Source organism: Bradyrhizobium sp. T-1, from assembly GCF_053592855.1.
Map to the genome: position 1 here is coordinate 711,044 of NZ_JBSGOX010000002.1, position 17,446 is coordinate 728,489.

General features: G+C 59.4%; 16 protein-coding genes. 7 read left to right on the forward strand and 9 right to left on the reverse strand.

Going from position 1 to position 17,446, the window contains the following annotated elements:
- Positions 1-14 precede the first annotated feature (14 nt).
- The gene (locus ACWAT4_RS42760) at positions 15-944 is read right to left on the reverse strand and encodes a TauD/TfdA dioxygenase family protein (protein ID WP_128929949.1); all 930 of its coding nucleotides are present in this window, start codon (positions 942-944) and stop codon (positions 15-17) included.
- A 114-nt stretch (positions 945-1,058) separates the two neighbouring features.
- A complete protein-coding gene (locus tag ACWAT4_RS42765; RefSeq protein ID WP_128929948.1) occupies positions 1,059-1,331 on the reverse strand; it encodes a hypothetical protein in 273 nt (90 codons plus the stop codon).
- A gap of 253 nt (positions 1,332-1,584) precedes the next feature.
- Here ACWAT4_RS42765 and ACWAT4_RS42770 point away from each other — a divergent pair, with 253 nt between their 5' ends.
- The 6 genes from ACWAT4_RS42770 to ACWAT4_RS42795 all read left to right on the forward strand — a co-directional run bounded on the left by ACWAT4_RS42770 (position 1,585) and on the right by ACWAT4_RS42795 (position 9,684).
- Positions 1,585-2,928 carry an LLM class flavin-dependent oxidoreductase gene (locus ACWAT4_RS42770; protein ID WP_128929947.1) on the forward strand — a complete coding sequence of 448 codons (1,344 nt, stop codon included), beginning with the start codon at positions 1,585-1,587 and terminating at the stop codon, positions 2,926-2,928.
- 1,200 nt (positions 2,929-4,128) lie between these two features.
- Positions 4,129-5,001 (forward strand): S1/P1 nuclease, encoded by an 873-nt coding sequence (locus tag ACWAT4_RS42775; RefSeq protein WP_164934264.1) that lies wholly within the window; start codon positions 4,129-4,131, stop codon positions 4,999-5,001.
- Between the two features lie 641 nt (positions 5,002-5,642).
- Complete coding sequence (locus ACWAT4_RS42780) at positions 5,643-5,843, forward strand: hypothetical protein (RefSeq protein WP_128929944.1); 201 nt, start codon at positions 5,643-5,645, stop codon at positions 5,841-5,843.
- Between the two features lie 178 nt (positions 5,844-6,021).
- Positions 6,022-7,134, forward strand: coding sequence for a Fic family protein (locus ACWAT4_RS42785; RefSeq protein ID WP_128929943.1), 1,113 nt, complete (start codon positions 6,022-6,024; stop codon positions 7,132-7,134).
- A 388-nt stretch (positions 7,135-7,522) separates the two neighbouring features.
- Positions 7,523-8,575 (forward strand): DNA-processing protein DprA, encoded by a 1,053-nt coding sequence (locus ACWAT4_RS42790; RefSeq protein WP_128929942.1) that lies wholly within the window; start codon positions 7,523-7,525, stop codon positions 8,573-8,575.
- An 8-nt stretch (positions 8,576-8,583) separates the two neighbouring features.
- Positions 8,584-9,684: an HAD-IA family hydrolase gene (locus ACWAT4_RS42795; RefSeq protein WP_128929941.1), complete on the forward strand. Its 1,101-nt coding sequence runs from the start codon at positions 8,584-8,586 to the stop codon at positions 9,682-9,684.
- 392 nt (positions 9,685-10,076) lie between these two features.
- Here ACWAT4_RS42795 and ACWAT4_RS42800 read toward each other — a convergent pair whose 3' ends face one another.
- Positions 10,077-10,244, reverse strand: coding sequence for a DUF2934 domain-containing protein (locus ACWAT4_RS42800; RefSeq protein ID WP_128929940.1), 168 nt, complete (start codon positions 10,242-10,244; stop codon positions 10,077-10,079).
- Between the two features lie 1,492 nt (positions 10,245-11,736).
- On the opposite strand from ACWAT4_RS42800, the gene ACWAT4_RS42805 reads away from it, so the two are divergent.
- Positions 11,737-11,895: a hypothetical protein gene (locus ACWAT4_RS42805; protein WP_164939081.1), complete on the forward strand. Its 159-nt coding sequence runs from the start codon at positions 11,737-11,739 to the stop codon at positions 11,893-11,895.
- 72 nt (positions 11,896-11,967) lie between these two features.
- Here the strand turns inward: ACWAT4_RS42805 and panC are convergent, their stop codons facing one another.
- The 6 genes from panC to ACWAT4_RS42835 all read right to left on the reverse strand — a co-directional run bounded on the left by panC (position 11,968) and on the right by ACWAT4_RS42835 (position 17,436).
- Positions 11,968-12,831: a pantoate--beta-alanine ligase gene (gene panC / locus ACWAT4_RS42810; RefSeq protein WP_164934262.1), complete on the reverse strand. Its 864-nt coding sequence runs from the start codon at positions 12,829-12,831 to the stop codon at positions 11,968-11,970.
- A gap of 4 nt (positions 12,832-12,835) precedes the next feature.
- Positions 12,836-13,714 carry a 3-methyl-2-oxobutanoate hydroxymethyltransferase gene (gene panB, locus ACWAT4_RS42815; protein WP_128929937.1) on the reverse strand — a complete coding sequence of 293 codons (879 nt, stop codon included), beginning with the start codon at positions 13,712-13,714 and terminating at the stop codon, positions 12,836-12,838.
- A 529-nt stretch (positions 13,715-14,243) separates the two neighbouring features.
- On the reverse strand, positions 14,244-14,477 hold the full coding sequence (locus ACWAT4_RS42820) for a hypothetical protein (RefSeq protein ID WP_128929936.1): 234 nt from the start codon (positions 14,475-14,477) through the stop codon (positions 14,244-14,246).
- A 200-nt stretch (positions 14,478-14,677) separates the two neighbouring features.
- The gene (locus ACWAT4_RS42825; protein WP_128929935.1) at positions 14,678-14,974 is read right to left on the reverse strand and encodes a ferredoxin family protein; all 297 of its coding nucleotides are present in this window, start codon (positions 14,972-14,974) and stop codon (positions 14,678-14,680) included.
- A gap of 31 nt (positions 14,975-15,005) precedes the next feature.
- Positions 15,006-16,355 (reverse strand): FAD-dependent oxidoreductase, encoded by a 1,350-nt coding sequence (locus tag ACWAT4_RS42830; protein WP_283810024.1) that lies wholly within the window; start codon positions 16,353-16,355, stop codon positions 15,006-15,008.
- A complete protein-coding gene (locus ACWAT4_RS42835) occupies positions 16,330-17,436 on the reverse strand; it encodes an electron transfer flavoprotein subunit alpha/FixB family protein (protein WP_128929933.1) in 1,107 nt (368 codons plus the stop codon). The genes ACWAT4_RS42830 and ACWAT4_RS42835 overlap by 26 nt, the downstream gene beginning before the upstream one ends.
- Between the last annotated feature and the right edge of the window lie 10 nt (positions 17,437-17,446).

Below are 17,446 nucleotides of genomic sequence, written 5' to 3' on the forward strand. Positions count from 1 at the left end.
TCAAGTGTTGGAGATCAAGCGGCCTTGGGCGCCTGCGCCTTCGGCGCCTTGACGCGCGTCACGCTGTGACGACCGTCGACGCTGACAGGCACTTCCCCATCGATGGTGGCGCGGCGGACGACGCGGTGCTGATCGCCATAATCGTTGACGGCGTAGTGCTGGGTTGCCCGGTTGTCCCAGATCGCGAGGTCACCGGCCTGCCAGGTCCAGCGTACGGTGTTCTCGGGCGCGGTGATGTGGGACTGGAAAAGCTCGAACAGCTTCTGGCCATCATATTTCGGCAAGCCGACGAAGCGCTGCACGAAGTTGCCGAGCACCAGGGTGCGTTCGCCGGTTTCGGGATGAACCCGCACGACCGGATGCTCCGTCTCATAGATCGTGCCGGTAAAAACCTCGTCGAAATGCTTGCGATCCGCTTCGCTCGCGGGCGTCTTCACCGCGTAGTCGTAAGCGTTGCTGTGGACCGCCCAGAGCTCGTCGGCAAGCTTGCGCAGCGGCGCCGGCAGGTCGAGATAGGCCGCCGCCGTGTTCGACCACACGGTATCGCCGCCGTATGGCGGGATCACAACGCCACGCAGCACCGAGATTTTCGGATAGGCATCGACGAAGGTGACGTCCGTGTGCCACTGGTCTGCACGACCGCCGCCACGACCTGAATCGAGCTCCAGGATCGATGAAGTGCCCTTGGTCGCACCGACCGTCGGATGCGGCACGAGCTTACCGAGCCTGATAGCAAAGCGCTCCTGCTCGGCATCGTCGAGATGCCCCTGGTTGCGGAAGAAGGTGACCTTGTGCTCCAGCAGCACATGATTGATGGCGCGAATGACGTCGTCGGACAAATCGCCTGATAATTTGACGTTCCGGATTTCGGCACCGAGCCGGGCCGCACGTTTGACGATATCGGCGCGCGGAATGACGTTGTCGATGGTGATCGGGTTGCTCATGATCGTATCTCTCATTGAATTCGTGGACAAAGCTCCGCCATACGCCGGTCATGCCGGCGGCGGCGGACAGTGACGGGTGGTTTCCTGGTTGGCCCTAGGGGATCACGTCGGCGGCTAGACAGTCGGCAGCAGGCGGATCCCGGCGGTACAGCTCTCCGCCATCGCCGCAGTGCGAAGCGATGCGCACAGCACCATTAGCCGGGCCACATTGCGAACGATGTTTGGATCGGATTGCCGCATGGTGAACGACCTCGCTTGGACGTTGCCGATGGTAAAAGCGATGGCGCTCCAGTCAATGAAACGAAACCAGCGTTGTTTTCGGCGCCGCGCAATGATCGCTTCGTTGGGACGGCGAGCACGGAAAGATTTGCGATCATGACGGCCCATGCGAGCGCCTCACATGCGCGAAGACGAGCAAAATCGAGCCAACGGACGCACGAAACGACGCGGTTCATTTGCCTTGATCACCAGCACGAACGCACTCATCTCCCGCTAGCGACGCGCTCGTATCGTTCATGCTCGCTTCGCCGACAACAACGCAAATTCATTACATCGACAGCTTTGCGAGCATCGACATAGAGTCAACTGCAACGCGCGCGGTGACGCCGCGATCCGGAGATAACCAACCATTGCGAGCCAGATGATGAGCAAACGCCAGCTTTCCCTCAACTTCTTCATCTATCCGGACGGTCATCACGAGGCCGCGTGGCGGCACAAGGCCTCGACGACGGACCGCATTCTCGACGTCACCTACTATCAGGAACTGGCGCAACGCGCCGAAGCGCACAAGTTCGACGCGGTCTTCTTCGCCGACGGGCCGGTGCTCTCGGATAACGTCCGCTACGCGCAGCGCTTCCGGCTCGAGCCGATCACGCTTCTCGCCGCGATCGCGTCGGCTACCACGCACATCGGCCTGATCGCGACCGCTTCAACCACCTACACCGAACCCTACAATCTCGCTCGGCTGTTCGCGTCGCTCGATCACCTCAGCCGCGGGCGTGCAGGATGGAACATCGTGACGACAAGCTCGCCACAGGCAGCGCAGAACTTCGGCCTGCCTGAGCATCCTCCGCATCACGAGCGGTACGAGCGGGCGCGCGAATATCTCGATGTCGTCACCGCGCTATGGGACAGCTGGGAGGACGATGCGCTCGTCAATGACCCCGTCTCCGGCATTTTCGCTGATACCAGCAAGATCCACGCGATCGACCATATAGGGAAATACTTCCGCGTGCGCGGCCCGCTCAACGTCTCACGGACGCCGCAGGGCCGGCCCGTCTATGTCCAGGCCGGCTCTTCCGAGGACGGACGCGCCTTCGCAGCGCGCTTTGCCGAGGCCATCTTCACGGCGCACCAGACGTTGGCGAGCGCGCAGGAGTTCTATGCCGACATCAAACGGCAGGCGCGTGCGTTCGATCGCAGCCCTGACCAGATCAAGATCCTGCCCGGCATCTCGCCGTTCATCGCCAGCACACAAGCGGAGGCCGACCGGCTTCAGGACGAGTTCAACGCGCTGATCCAGCCGGAGTTCTCGCTCGCCCAGCTCCGCCAGATGACCGGGCTCGACCTCGCCGGCTTTGATCTCGATGGCCCCTTCCCACGTCACCTGATCGATACCGACGGTGCGCATGGCGTTGCCAGCCGCTTCAAGCTGATCGTCGACATCATCGATCGCGAAAAGCCCACGATCCGCCAGCTGGTGCAGCGCCTCGCCGGTGCGCGCGGGCATTGGGTCATCGCCGGCCCCCCGGAAAAGATCGCCGACAACATCCAGACCTGGTTCGAGAACGGCGCAGCCGACGGTTTCAACGTCATGCCTCCGTGGCTGCCGGGCGGGTTCGACCTGTTCGCCGAACAGGTCGTGCCGATCTTGCGCAAGCGCGGCCTCTTCCGCCGTGATTATGCGGGCAGCAGTCTGCGCGATCACTACGGTTTGAGCCGCCCGGCCAGCCTGTTCTCGGGCGCCGTGCGGGCCATTGCGTGAGGGTGGAAAACCAGTCGGGCCGTGCGCACGTCGTCTCTTCAGCAAGGTGCGTTGCCGGTTTTGAACAGAATGTCCGCCTCAGAACCGTCCAGCCTGACCAATTCGCAGCGCCGAAACGCCAAGCCAGTCGTTGAAAGCAGCAAGAAAAAATGCCGTGATCGCAGCACGTCTGGCGATCCGTCGATAAGAACGCGGGCGCCAGTTTCGGACGCCTCGATTAGTATACAGTTGCGCCACCATCGCCCGTCCGCTGCCAGGAGGGTCATCCGATGTTCATGTTCAAAACGGACGAATCGGGTTCCTCTCTTGGTCGGGAGCATCAAGACTCCGCCTGACGGCGCCTTCAAACAAAATCATTGCAATTAGAAGTCGAAGAGCAGAAGGCCAGCGCACGTCTCTGCCCAGACCGAAACATCAAAGTAACTGTGGCTTGATCCGCGCCGGCTCCGATCTAGCGGTTCTCTATAAAAAGGTGAATGCAAACAGGCTTGCGCACAGGAGGACAAATCCCGCTCCAGTCAGGCCCAGGAAGCTTCCTGAGATGAGATCATGTTCGCGCATGAGTGCCTCAGCTGTCTCTGCCAGCTTCGAATCAGAGCAGGTTTGGAGCGGCTGTTGTTAGCCCGCTTGCTCGCACTTTTTCGGCTATTGCGCGTTGAAAATGCATTTTTTGGACACTGCTCGAGACGACTGAGGCGTGTTGCAGCAGCAGGCCTCGTTTAAGGCTTGGCATACGACTTAAGCTGCTTGGACGTTGGCCGTACAAGATGGTCCAGAACCTCCGTCCAGGTAGATGTGAGCGGCTTCATAATTGCGATAAGAGTTCGGGAGTATCCTTTCGACATGCGTGGGTCTCTGATTGTCCTTGCCATCTTTGCAATTATCTTGGCCGTGCGCGGACACCAGCGTGAGAGTGTCGCGTTGCGTCCGACGGAAGCCATGCCGCCTGTCAACGTACCTTAAGGCTTGGCGGGAGCAAGGAATGCGTTGGCAAGATGCTGATCATTTGGGGCGTTTATCTCGTCAGTCAGATTCGAAGAACTATCCGCCGGCGCCGGTCGAGGGCAGAGCGCGGTGAGCAGCGCTATCGGAAGCGTTGAGACAGCCCAATCCGCGGAAACGTTCCGCCGTGCCCGCGAGATGCGGCGAGAGCCGACACAACCATCTGTTTGACATGCGATGCGTTTTTTGGAGGTTGCCGTGACAAAGCTTAGAGTTCTACTTCCCGCCTGCATTACCATCCTGGCGGGCAGCACGTCGACTGCGCTCGCGTGGGGACAGCTCGGGCATTCCGTGATTGCTGAGCTCGCGCAGCGACATCTCACCCCGGCTGCCACGACCAAGCTCAAGGACCTGATCGGAGAGACCTCGTTGGCGTCGATCTCGAACTGGGCTGACGACTACAAGTTCACGGCAGAAGGGAAGAACACGTATCGCTGGCACTTCGTCGACATCGATGTCGCCCGCGCCACTTATGATTCCGCGCTGGACTGCAATGAGGCAAACAATCAGGGCACTTGCATCGTGCGGGGCCTGCCTGAGGCGATTGCGGTGTTAAAGGACACTTCGCGCAGTAAGGACGACAGGCTGCGTGCGCTCAAGCTGGTGGTTCATCTTGCGGGTGATCTTGAGCAACCGCTTCACGCAAGTGAACGGGATGGCGACCAGGGTGGTAACAAGTTGCACGTCATATTGCGTGCCAAACGCTCGGATGGAACGTCATACACGCGCGCATCGACGTTTCACAGCATGTGGGATGATTCTCTGATCGACCTTCAGGCCTATTCGTGGGGAAGCTATGCGGACGCAATCGACGGTGCATCGTTGCCGGCGGTTGAGCCCGCTCCCTATGATGAGGCACGCATCGCTGCTTGGGCCAATGACACCCATGCGCTCGGGATAAGGGCCTATCAGCTTCTGCCTCAAGGTGCGCCGGAGCAGAACGACGCTGGTCATCCCATTGAGCTCGGAGCGGAGTATGCCGCTGCCGTCAAATCAGATCTTGATGGCGAGCTGGCAAAGGGAGCTGCGCGATTGAAAGCCATCCTTGAGGATGCACTTGGAGATTCGTGATGTGAGGCGAGCGTTGACCAACAGACGCGTCCGATCACAACTTTGTTCATCTCTCGAAGGCAACGCGAAACGCCGCCGTTGATTTGATATTTCTGCGCCCTTATTTGCGTCCTAGAGGTGGCGTCGGCTGCTACAGCACCGCCAGCTCGTTTGATGAAACCAAGGCTGGAAATGCAGTCGACGACGAAGCATTTGGACGAGATGAGAGGACCGTCGGCTCCAGCTCTCGGGGACGGTTTCGTTGTTGCGCTATTTGGACGGCGGCCACAGCGGGCTATCCGCCCACTTCCGCGCAGCTGGATCGTGCAGGGGATCGCCTCCGCAGGCGAGGCAGACGTAGCCCGGCCGGCCGGGCGCCTCGTCGTCAGGCACGGCCGTCATCGGCTTGCCGCAGGTCGGGCACAGGGTTTCGGCTTGCGTAGAGCCTTGTGATCGGATTTCCCCCCGTGTCGCGCGGCGATCAGGATGGAAGGCGCTTCCTACCCAGATTGCCGCGCTACACCTCCGCTGTGAGCTTAGTTTCTCTGGCGCCGTGAGCTCAAGCAGATCCTTTAAATCCGTCCGACGCATCAGCAGGCCCTTGACGGAACGCGCATCCGGCAATGATATTCGGGTTATCAGTGATGTTGCGGGGGGGCGTCGTGGAAGAGTTCTATAGTGGCTTTGCGCAGCGGGCGCGCGATCTAGCAGAGAAAGCCGACCCATTCACCAAGCGGCGGCTTCTCGACCTCGCCCAGCGTTACGATCTGAAGAGCAGACCGGGATCGCCAGGCGTTCGGTCCCTCCCGCCGCCCCGCGCAACGCCGCCGACGGTGCTCTTCTCCGGCGCTGGCGAAGTGTGATCCAACCCTTCGAAGCGATTACCGCCCGCCCGAGACGGTTATCTTCTCCGGACTCTCATTACGCAGGTCCCCGAATTCTCTTGCTGAGATTATGGCAATTTTCTCATCATTTGTTGCAGAGAATAGCTTGTCAGCGCAATGATTAGCTTGCATAATCTCTGCAAGAGATGATGAGATTATGGCCTACATTCATGAACTGCCTGCTTGGCCCACATTCACTTGGGATATGCAGCGGATTGCAGACCGATTGGCGGCGGTCCGTCATAAGCAGGGCCGCCTGCTCGGCCGGATGGAGCGGCTCGGATTCCCCCTCAAAACTGAGGCTACTCTTCAGACCCTCACTGAAGAAGTGGTGAAGTCGAGTGAGATCGAGGGTGAGATCCTCGATCATGCGCAGGTTCGGTCCTCCATCGCTCGTCATCTTGGTATGGACATTGGGGGCCTTATCCCTGCCGACCGGTACGTCGAAGGCGTGGTCGAGATGATCCTCGACGCCACCGAACACTATGCCGAGGAGCTAACTGCCGAACGCCTCTTCGGCTGGCATGCCGCGCTCTTCCCCACTGGGCGCAGCGGTATGACCAAGATAGTCGTCGGCGCGTGGCGGACGGTCGAGACTGGACCCATGCAAGTTGTCTCGGGCCCGATGGGTCGCGAGCGCGTACACTATGAAGCTCCATCGGCCGAGCGTCTCGATGCGCAGATGCAGACCTTCTTGGAGTGGTTTAACCGTAATATCGTTAGCATCGATCCCGTGTTGAAGGCCGCTCTCGCTCATCTTTGGTTCGTGACCATCCATCCATTTGAAGACGGCAACGGTCGTATTGCGCGTGCGATCGCTGACCTTGCGCTGGCAAGATCAGAGCGGAGCCCGCAAAGGTTTTACAGTATGTCCGCGCAGATTCGGCGCGAGCGGAACGACTACTACTCAATTCTCGAGCGGATCCAGAAAGGAAACCTCGACATCACCGATTGGATGGCGTGGTTCCTGGATTGCTTAGATCGCGCCTTTGACAACGCGGATGCCATTCTCGGGAGAATTCTCCAGAAAGCGGACTTCTGGGATCGTCATGCGGCTCGCCAGCTCAATGAACGTCAACGAACTGTGCTTAATTGCCTGTTCGATGGATTTGAGGGCAAGCTAACGTCCTCAAAGTGGGCAAAGCTAACGAAGGTCTCCCAGGCGACGGCGGCAAGGGACATTGAGGAATTGATCGAACATGGCATCCTTAAGAAAGATGCCGCCGGGGGCAGAAGCACCAGCTACTCGCTCGTTGACACACACAGCTGATGGCGGAACGGGAAGGATGAGGAGGAAGAAGCATTTGAGAAGATCCTCTCAACGCAACTTAACCGCAACATCGACGTCGTTAATTCGTCGAGACAAGAACTCTCGTTGCTGAGGCTTCCTCAACACGGGTGATCGGCTCTATCAACCTGCTGATCGAGTAGGCCGGCTTGCCTGCTTACGCTGTGATGACCTATTGTGCAGATGTCCATCGATGTGCGGATGCCAAGCGCAAGTTCGTGTTCACGGCAATCTTGATCCTTCGCCGCCGCCGATCTCCTAGGGTGCTCGCCATTTACTGCGTTAACCTCGGACTCGTTCATCCTCGTCCTTAAGAGAGACTGTCGTTCTAGAACGCCGAAGTAGGGCAATTTGAAAGGCGTTGAATGCGATGATTGGCACCGAGACACGAACTGCAGCCGGCATTCTCACACTCACCGCTTTGCGCGGTATCGGCCCTGCTACGGCCGAGCGTCTCGCTGAACGATTCTCGCTTCTTGAAGCGATTTTGGGCGCCGAGCCTGCGAAGCTTCGATCGGTCGTTTCGGCCGCGGTGGCTGAATGCCTTCAGGAGCCCGCCGCCATTGTTAAAGCCAGCGAGAAGGCACAGCGAGTGCTCGACGAGGCGGATCGGCGTGGGGTGCGTGTTCTGTCGATCTTCGATACGGATTATCCAGTGGCTCTGCGCTCTCTTGCCGATCGCCCGCCCATCCTGTTTGTGAAGGGCCAGCTTCCGCCGCGCCGCAGCGTCGCTTGCATCGGCACGCGCGAGCCGTCCGAATTCGGCGAAATCGTCAGCGATAGGATCGTGGAGACACTGGTCGGCGCCAATTGGGCGATCGTGAGTGGCCTTGCGATCGGCGTCGATACGTTGAGCCACCAAAGCGCATTGCATCACGGCGGGCGGACCGTCGCTGTGATGGCGGGTGGTCTTGAGGGCATTTACCCGAAGCAGAATAGCAAGCTCGCCGAAGAGATTCTGGAAAAGGATGGCGCGCTGATCAGCGAGCAGCCTTTCGGCGTGCCGCCATCCCCGCGCAATCTTGTGCAGCGCGATCGCCTGCAAAGCGGGCTTTCGATAGCAACCTTTGTCATGCAGACAGACATCAAGGGCGGCTCGATGCACACGGTGCGCTTCACGATCCAACAGGACCGCGTGCTGTTTGCGCCAGTGCCGCAGGGCCGTCATGCCACAGAGCCTAAGAGCCAGGGCATCTTGGCCATGACGCAGTTGCCCGCGAGCCGCTTCGCCGAAGCTGTGCGGGCTGAAGGTGACTACCGACGCATACTCGCCGAGAGGTATGGCAACCGCCCGGTGGCTGTGCCGCTAGCCAGCAAGGAAGACTACGCCTCCATGCTTGGCTTATTGGAAAGCCGCTTGGCTGGTGGCGAAACCCAAACAGTCGCTCCGCCGTCGTCACCCACGCAGATGTCGATGCTCTAACGGCTGGGATGTTCCTGTTTGACCTCGACATGACGCTTTTCGATAGCTCGGCCATTGCGCAGCAACGTCGCTTTCAGATGTGGGACAATGTCCGGCAGAATATGCATCTGATCCGGCCGTTCCCCGCGCAAGGCCGCGCGGCGCCTCATGAGCTTCCCGCCCTTCTCAGGGCGGACGGACAGAGGATCGGCATCGTCACCTCTTCGCCTGAATGGTACGCGACTTCAGTCCTCCAGCAATTCCGCATCCCTTACGACGTGCTGGTCAGCTACGGCAATACCCAGAACCACAAACCCGACCCCGAGCCGATCCTGGAAGCGCTACGTCGTGTCGGCGTGGCTGCGACGACGGAAACGCTCTACATCGGTGATGATGTCGGTGACATCGAAGCCAGTTACCATGCCGGGGTGACTTCTGTTGCGGTCCGATGGGGGCCTACGTCAATCTTCGAGCTTTCCTCCAGTGCACCGGACGTCTTCATGTCGAAGGCATCCACCTTGCTGAGACGCGAACATTCCTGGCCGCGGCTATATTGGCGAAGCGTGAGCGCAGCCGTGTTGTCGCTGAAGAGTGATGATACCCACGCCAAGATTCTCGGTGAGGCCGTAGGTCGAGCCATCGCAACCCTCGACTGGGCACCGGACTATGTTGTGCCGGTTCCGATGAAGCCTTCTCAACAGCGCAATCGCTTTGAATTGCTGCTCAATGAGGCAGCAGATCATTTCGATGAGGACATCGAACTGGAGCTGAAGGGCCTGCGTGTCGTCAAGGAAATCGAGGGCTACAAGCAGATGAATTCGCTGGAGCGCGCCGAAGCAATCAAAGGCGCTTTCCATTCTAATTTCAGATGGAACAATAACAAGATCTTGCTGATCGACGATGTCTACACGACCGGGGAGACCACCGGGGAATGTGTCCGGACACTCGCCGCCAGCGGCGCCGGCGAAGTCAGGATCATGACGCTGGCGAAGGACCAGCGGGTATTTGCTCGCAAGACCTGCCCCGCCTGCGGTCGCTCTATGAAAATCCGGGAGAATCACACAACCCATTTCAAATTCTGGGGCTGCTCGGGTTATCCTCACCACTGCCAAAACACTGAAAACTTCTAGAGCATGATCCCGAGAAGTGTGCAGCGGTTTTCGGAGGCTCAAACAATAACCTAAAGCGCGACGAGGATTCATCTCATTCTCATCGCGCTTTAATGTGCGCGTGAGCGATTGATCCGCGCTCCAAGCCAGAAAACATGCCGAGCGAGCGCGGAACGAACGACGCCATCGACAACGACCGGCATTGAAGAAGAGGAAGACGGACGTGGATCTGAATGGCCAGCGGTTTGAGGCCCGTCCAATCAGACGTGCAGAGCTCACGCGAGATGAGAGTTGACGTTGACGAATAACCCGGCCGAACCGTTTCCACCCGTCTGCTCGTCGCTCACTCCGCTCGGGCGGTCTTGCGGGCACGCACAACATGATCCCGTGTAGAGAGTGCCAAACGGCGGCGGCTAAATCGCGTCAGGCGAGCCATTTTCCGGAGCGCCGCGCTCTGCCTGCTCCTGCAGCTCGCGTTCGGCTTGATGCCAGAATTCGAGTTCGCGCCCTTCCGGCCTGCCTGCTTTCTCCCAGAGCTCGTGGGCCTTGTTTTTGATCTGCTCTTCGGTCGGGAATGCCATGGCGGACTCCGCGGGGGCACGGTCCCGCCTTTGGGGGGCTTTGGGGGTATGCGGCAGGACCGTGGGGGCACAAGGGCCCTTTCATTGAACCGCCCAGAAGCCAGCATGTTCCAATAACCAGGGCGAGGCATGAGATGCGCCCGAGCAAAATTAGCGCGCTCCAACCTCAGAAGGCCGGAAGGCCTAGCTAAATTTCCCCTCAGCACGATCTTACCTTCACGAGCGTATGATGCGTTTAGATGCAGACGTGCGGGCCGCTGCCGGCCGCCTTGGCGACCGGCTCCATCCGCGTGCAGCCAAAGGCGTCGCTAGAACACCGGCTTGCTTGTTGTCATGCGCTGCGGCTCGCCAGCTACAATCGCATCGAGAAAAGCGCTGTTGATATTGGTGCCCTCGCTGACAGCAGGCGACTTTACTTCCATCGCCTCCAGGGCACGGGGCTCTGTTCGGTGACGCGCTATCTCGATCGATGCGCTCGATCAACTTCTGAGAAAAGGCTAGCTCAAGTATGCGATCATTCTTCTCGAGCGCTTGGCCTAATCGGATCCACCGTAGCTAAACCTGGTATATTTGCTTGAGATCCGGCATCTGTGCGAGGCCGTCTTTGCCGGTGGCCAGGATGTTCAACACGAACCTTGAAAGTCACAGCCACGCCCTTCCCTAGCGCCACATCGTCGGCGTCGAGCGAAGTGCCTCAAGCGCGACCTGCCTTAGGCGCTCCGCTGTTGTCTCACCCTTGGTTGCGGCTTCGATCAACTTGGAGGCGACATGGGCACGAAGGCCAGTTTCACTGCGGGAGATCTCCTGGCAGACCTCATCAAGCACGGCGCGGAGAAGGACACTCGTCGCTGGGTCCAACACGGGCGACTCCGAAAACGTGAAGGAAAATAAGGGCACGAGCAGGCACGTTGCAAATTTGATCTTTCGTCTGAAAGTAGGACAATATAAACTGTTAGCCCGGATGACGCACCCAGGCCGGGTGTCAACGAACACGGACGACATTGCGCAACTAGGGGCAAGAACGGACCCGGCTGTCCTGGCGGAATTCGGCGTTGAACTGGGATTTGTTGATGATTTTCACCGCAGCGGGATTGCAACAGGCCGATCCAGCTGTTCAGCACGCCCCCCAACGGTTGGATGTGAACCCATCCGCTAGGCAGGCGCGGCCGAGCGGGTGGTCCGGAACTCGCCGCGCGCAGACGAACAATGGATTCGATGTCCGACCGTTTTCCCTATTATGAGATTTTGCTCACTCGCCGTGGCCGCGGCTGGTTCTGGTCGCTCTCGACGGATGAAGGGATGCTGGTCATGGCAGGTTCAAAACGTAGCCGGCTGGCCGCCCGGTATGAGGCTAACAGGGCTTTGTTTTTGCTGCTCAGCGCGCCAGGCGGCGCGCGACATCCAGCTTCACCGCCGCGAGCTGGCGAGCGGCCAGGTGTGCGGCGTTAGCTGCTGCGGCGCCGTCCCGAAATCAACCAGATATGTTCGGAGAATGATGATGACGAAGCGCGGACCGAAGGAGCTATCTCAAGCCGGCATCGTTTTTCCAAAGAAACCTCGCCCGGCAAAAGCAAAAAAGCTGACGGCGACAATGAAGCGTCGTGCACTCAAGGTGCAAAAGGTCGAACGAGCTGCAACATCATCGCAGTGAGCGCGGCTGGGATCAGCACGCGCGCTGGAGCACCGCCCTGCCTCCTGGCGCGACGGAGATCGTGCTCGCTTATCACCGCGCGGTCAGCCTGCGAGCCTCCGTGGTATCGAGCAGGATGTTGTCGATCAGCCGGGTTGAGCCAACATAACCTGCGACACAAATCGCAGCAGGACGCGTCAGCTCGCTTGTAGCTGGCGTGAGCGTTTCGGCATCGACGATTTCCAGGTATTGCAGCTCGTCGATCTCTATAGTCTGCCTGGCGAGTGACAACAGCCGGATGGAATCGCGCTCGCCTGCCTGAAAGACAGCCTTTGCTGCGAAAAGGCCGCGGCTGATGGAAAGGGCGCTGCTGCGTTCAGGAGCGCTGAGATAGCGGTTCCGGCTGCTCATGGCGAGCCCGTCCGGATCGCGAACCGTCGGGACGGTGACGATTTCGATCGGGAGATTGAGATCGGTGACCATCCGCCGCACTACGGCACATTGCTGAAAGTCCTTTTGTCCGAAGAACGCCAGATCAGGCTGCACCATGTTGAACAGCTTGCAGACGACGGTCGTAACACCCCGAAAGTGGCCGGGCCTGAACGGGCCACAGAGGGGCTGTGCCGGTGCACCCGGTTCGACAAAGGTGTCGAACCCCGACCGATACACTTCCTCCGCCCCGGGAGCAAAGATAATATCGACGTCAGCCTCGCGGCACAGTCGTTCGTCTCGGGGGAAGTCCCGTGGATACACGCTGAGATCTTCCTTCGGGCCAAACTGGGCCGGGTTGACGAAGATGCTGACGACCGTGGTGTTGCAGCGTGCCCGGCTCGCTTTAACAAGCGCGAGATGACCATCGTGCAGGTATCCCATTGTGGGCACAAATCCGACGCGACCATTCGGTTTGTGACCAGCGAGGGCGCGGCGCAGCTCGCGGACGGTTTTTATGGTGCGCACGACGCTAAATTCCGTCCCGCTCGCCTGGCGTCCAGTTTGCGACGACCTCCGCCAGGGATTCCGGCAAACGGTAGGACTCCTGAGCGTCCGGAAATGTGCCCTCCCGGACATCGGTCGCCCAGCTTGCGAGGGCATCCTGCAAGACCTGAAATCCGTTCGAATAGGGGCGCACGAATTTCGGCCGGTGCCCCTCCGTCAATCCGACCACGTCGTGGAACACGAGTACCTGGCCCGAACATTTCGCTCCCGCGCCGATCCCAATGGTCGGAATCTTCAGGATCTCGGTCACACGCGCTGCAAGCTCGGCCGGAATGCCCTCGAGCACGAGCGCAAAGCATCCCGCTTGCTCTAACCGGTGCGCGTCCTCGAGCAGTTGCAATGCAGCCTCGCTCGTGCGACCCTGCACCCTGAAGCCGCCCATGACGTTGACGCTTTGCGGGGTGAGGCCGAGGTGTCCCATCACCGGGATTTCGCATTGGACCAGCGCGCGTATCATGTCGATGCGCTTGGCGCCCCCTTCCAGCTTGACGGCATCTGCTCCCCGTTGCAGGAAGCCACCTGCGTTGCGGATAGTTTCCTGCGGGCTGACATGGAAGCTGAGAAACGGCATATCAGCCACGAGCAGCGCACGAGGTCTTGTGCGCGCGACAGCCTCCAGATGATAGTTCATCATCGGCATGCTGACCGGAAGGGTATTGTCGTAGCCGAGACAGACATTGCCGACGCTGTCGCCCACGAGGAGGATATCGACGATGGAATCGGCAATCCGCGCTGTCACGGCGTCATAGGCGGTGGTCATCGTTATGCGCCGCCGTTCCTCCTTCCATTGTTGAAGGAGCGGAATCGTCACTCGCGCACTGGGCGCTTGAGATATGTGGCTCATCTGCGATCCCCGGTTGTGTTCAATCCGCATTCGTTGCAGCTGCGCTTCTTAGGGGAGACGACAGAAATGGGTCAATGGTCAATTTAAGAAAGAGAAAATGTCTCTCTGAATGGCAACATCAGCAGGCCGGAGGTTTTGATGATTGCGCGATCATGGTGTGAGTACTTCTTCGCGTAACCAAATCCCGCGGCGTTGAGCACGTGGAGGGGCGCAACTGTTCCGGTGATGGACGGCTTGCGGCGCGCGGCCGGGGACATTGCAGACGAGGTTAGGCAACAGAAACACGTCTATTGCACGCCGAACCAAAAATGCCGCGCGGGTCTTAGGGACGTCCGAAAGGCAGCAGCGTCCCTTGGGCGCCAATGGCTTGATCTCGGAAAAGGCGACACGGGAGTGGTCGTCAATGTAGACGGGCTGGGAGCGCCGGGTAATGCCGTCTCCGATCCCTCCAAAAACGCCACAGCGTTATGATGTCGATGTGAATGATCTCGCCTGGGCTTTCACGCTCATATCGGCCTTCCCCGCTCAGTCAGCTCCTCGCGATCCGGTTCAATTCTAAGCGACGAGGATGGCTGACGGCGGCCGTCGACACTTCGACCTGGTCGGCGATCTGCGTGCCGGTGTAGATGTCGGCGCAATGCGTCGAAGCCTGCACATGTGGCTGGCGGGACTTGGCGACGAAAGGGTCTGGAGGAGCGATTGCGCAACCAAGCAACACCTTCCGCGCGGAACCGCTTGACCTATTTTCAATCGTCTTCGGCAAGATGTTTCACAGGTCAGCCATCGGCTTGCGGCAGCCTACTCCTCCGCAGCATCGCCTATCGACCTTTGGGCATCAACGGCGCATTCTTGTGGGTGTTCATCCGGTCTCTCCCAGAACACTGCAGCTTCGGAAACTCAGCTTTCTCGGTTCAGAACGGATGGGCACTTCCTGAAAGATCACAGCTACGTTGAGCCGAATTATTAGCCAAACTTGAACAGTACGCCGTAACCACCTCGCGGATAGCTCCACTCGATGTCACCTCTCTCCTCGCAGATCACGCGGCAAGTGCCGCACTCGATGCAGCCGTCCACGGCGACTTCTATCTGGTGCTTGTCGTTAGCTACATAGCAGTGAGCCGGGCAGGTTGTCAGCATGCTCACGAGCTCCGAGGATGGCATCGTGTGTGGCCGCACCTTGATGTGAGGGTGCCCAGGATCAAGCAGGTAGCGGTTGTAGAATAGCCTGTCCTCGACGCGCGCGGATCGGTCGGTCGACATGGTTAGCCCTCATGGGGGTGTGAGAGAAGCGTTACCGCCAAGCGCGCGCGAGGCGAACGGCATCACCGAGCAGGCCGCTCCACGAACGGCTCTTGACGAAGGAGTTTAGTGATTGCTTTTCCTTTTCGGCCTTTGGTGTCCCGTCGACCCGCAAGAAATTCTGCATCGATTCCGAGACGAGCTCCGGATATGTCAGAAAAAAGTTCCGGGAGTAGGTGTGCATCAGCGCGGGCATGTCTTTGTACTTCCTTAGGTCCCTAATGACAAACGAATGGTCCAACATCGTCTTGTAAATTGACAGATTCGTCGCTGTCATTGGGGCGCCGCGCGACTTGACTTGGATGATCGCTTCGGCCGCGAGTCGCCCCGATGTCATTGCGAGGTTTGAGCCCTCGCGATGCATAGCGTTGTTGAGTTGAGCGGCGTCGCCTACGACGACCCAGCCCTCGCCATATAGCTGCGGAATGGCCTTGAAGCCACCCTCGGGAATGAGGTGAGCGGCATATTCCTTGACTTCCGATCCCTCGATCAGCGGAGCGACCGAAGGATGCCGCTTGAAGCGATCGAGCAGACCATACGGTGTTTCCCCGGTGCTTGTGAAGTGCGCGACCAGGCATCCGATGCCAAGGGAGATGCATTCCTTATTGGTGTAGATGAAGCCCATGCCTGTCATGCCGCGGGAGATGGTGCCCGCAGCCTCAATGACGAGCCCTTCATCGCCCTTAAGATTGAAGCGGGCCTCGATAACTTCGCGCGGTAGGAAGTGCATCTCCTTCACGGCGAGTGCGACCGTGTCCGGCGTAGGCCGCTTGCGTACGCCGGCCCGCGTGCCAAGAAGGCCGTTGACGCCTTCCGCGAGGACCACCGCGCCAGCATGGATCTCGCCATCGGCGCGGTCAGTCCGCACACCCACCACCTTGCCGTTAGCATCTTGCATTAGTTCGGTTGCCGTTGTCTCGCATAGCACCGTGGCGCCAGCTTCGCGAACTTTCTGCGAGAACCACCTATCGAACTGAGCGCGGATGATAGTATAGCGGTTCGGCCTTTCTTCGTTGAAGTCGTCGGAGCGGTAGTGCAGGCCGGTGTGAGAGCGGTCATCCATCATCCAGAAGCGCTGTTCGACCAGATGCCGCTCAAGCGGCGCGTCTTGTCGAAAGTTAGCGACAAGCGCCTCCAGCATATCGGCATAGAGGATCGCACCCTGCACGTTCTTCGACCCGGGATATTCGCCACGCTCGAGCTGAAGAACCTTCAGGCCGTGCTTGGCAAGCGTGAGCGCCGCTGCATTGCCGGCCATACCTGCCCCGACGACGATGATGTCAAATGTTTCCGCGGTCACGAGGTCTCTCCTTGTCCTATCCTGCGATCCGGTCGCGCGAATGCGGCGACAGCCGGGCGCGAAACGCCTCGGTCAGGATTGGCAGCAACCGGATCGCGTCCTCGACAATGCCTAAATGCGAGAACTCGAAGATAGGCGCGTTCCTTTCGGTGTTGATGGCGACGATAAGGTCGGCGCCGTCGACACCGACGCGGTGCTGAATGGCTCCGGAGATTCCGGCGGCGATGTAGAGCTTTGGCCTGATGGTTTTGCCGGTTTGGCCAATTTGCCGGTCGGATGTGACCCAACCCTTTTGCACCAGGGGGCGCGAGCAGCCAAACTCGGCACCTAGCACGTCGGCGAGCCGGCGCACGAGCCGGAAGTTTTCAGACGAACCAAGGCCGAGGCCTCCGGCAACGACAACATCGGCATAAGCGAGATTGGATCGTGCGGAATCGCGATCCGGTAGGAACGACAGCACCTTCGTTACGATATCGTCCTCGACAAGTCCAAGCGGGAGGGTGATGATGCGGCCGATCGGGCGCGCGCAGCGTTCTGGCACAGGCATCACGCGCGGCCGGACTGTAGCCATCTGCGGACGGTAGTTCAGCGTATAGATCGTGCATAGCAGCGAGCCGCCAAAGGTCGGACGCGTCGCGGCGAGGGAACCGTCGGCATCGACGTCGAGCTCTGTGCAATCGGCAGTCAGACCAGTGCGCAATGTCGTTGCGACTGAACCTGCTAGGTCGCGGCCTAGAGTGGTCGCGCCTAGGAGCAAGATCTCGGGCTTGTAGCTATTGACGAGCTTGGTGAGCGCCTTGATATAGGATTCGTTGCGATAGTCCTTGAGCAGATCATCGGCGACCATATAGACAAGGTCGGCTCCGTAGCAGAACGACTCGGTAGCGGCGGCCTGCGATGCCTCGCCCTCTTGCCCGATCACCACTGCGGCGAGATCAACTTTGAGCTTGTCAGCAAGCTTGCGGCCAACGCCCATTAGCTCCCAGGATACAGAGTGGACCTGGCCGCGTTCTTGCTCGATGAAGACCCACACATGTTTGTAGGTCTTGAAGCGGTCAGACAGCTGCTTCTTAGCCGCGGCGCGACTCGAAGGGGAAGCGCCGATTTCAGATGCGGTATTCATGTTGCGCCTT

Coding starts and splice junctions, on each gene's coding strand:
- ACWAT4_RS42760 (WP_128929949.1), bottom strand. CDS start 944: ATGAGCAACCCGATCACCATCGACAACGTCATTCCGCGCGCCGATATC.
- ACWAT4_RS42765 (WP_128929948.1), bottom strand. CDS start 1,331: ATGGGCCGTCATGATCGCAAATCTTTCCGTGCTCGCCGTCCCAACGAA.
- ACWAT4_RS42770 (WP_128929947.1), top strand. CDS start 1,585: ATGATGAGCAAACGCCAGCTTTCCCTCAACTTCTTCATCTATCCGGAC.
- ACWAT4_RS42785 (WP_128929943.1), top strand. CDS start 6,022: ATGGCCTACATTCATGAACTGCCTGCTTGGCCCACATTCACTTGGGAT.
- ACWAT4_RS42790 (WP_128929942.1), top strand. CDS start 7,523: ATGATTGGCACCGAGACACGAACTGCAGCCGGCATTCTCACACTCACC.
- ACWAT4_RS42795 (WP_128929941.1), top strand. CDS start 8,584: ATGTTCCTGTTTGACCTCGACATGACGCTTTTCGATAGCTCGGCCATT.
- ACWAT4_RS42800 (WP_128929940.1), bottom strand. CDS start 10,244: ATGGCATTCCCGACCGAAGAGCAGATCAAAAACAAGGCCCACGAGCTC.
- ACWAT4_RS42805 (WP_164939081.1), top strand. CDS start 11,737: ATGATGATGACGAAGCGCGGACCGAAGGAGCTATCTCAAGCCGGCATC.
- panB (WP_128929937.1), bottom strand. CDS start 13,714: ATGAGCCACATATCTCAAGCGCCCAGTGCGCGAGTGACGATTCCGCTC.
- ACWAT4_RS42825 (WP_128929935.1), bottom strand. CDS start 14,974: ATGTCGACCGACCGATCCGCGCGCGTCGAGGACAGGCTATTCTACAAC.
- ACWAT4_RS42835 (WP_128929933.1), bottom strand. CDS start 17,436: ATGAATACCGCATCTGAAATCGGCGCTTCCCCTTCGAGTCGCGCCGCG.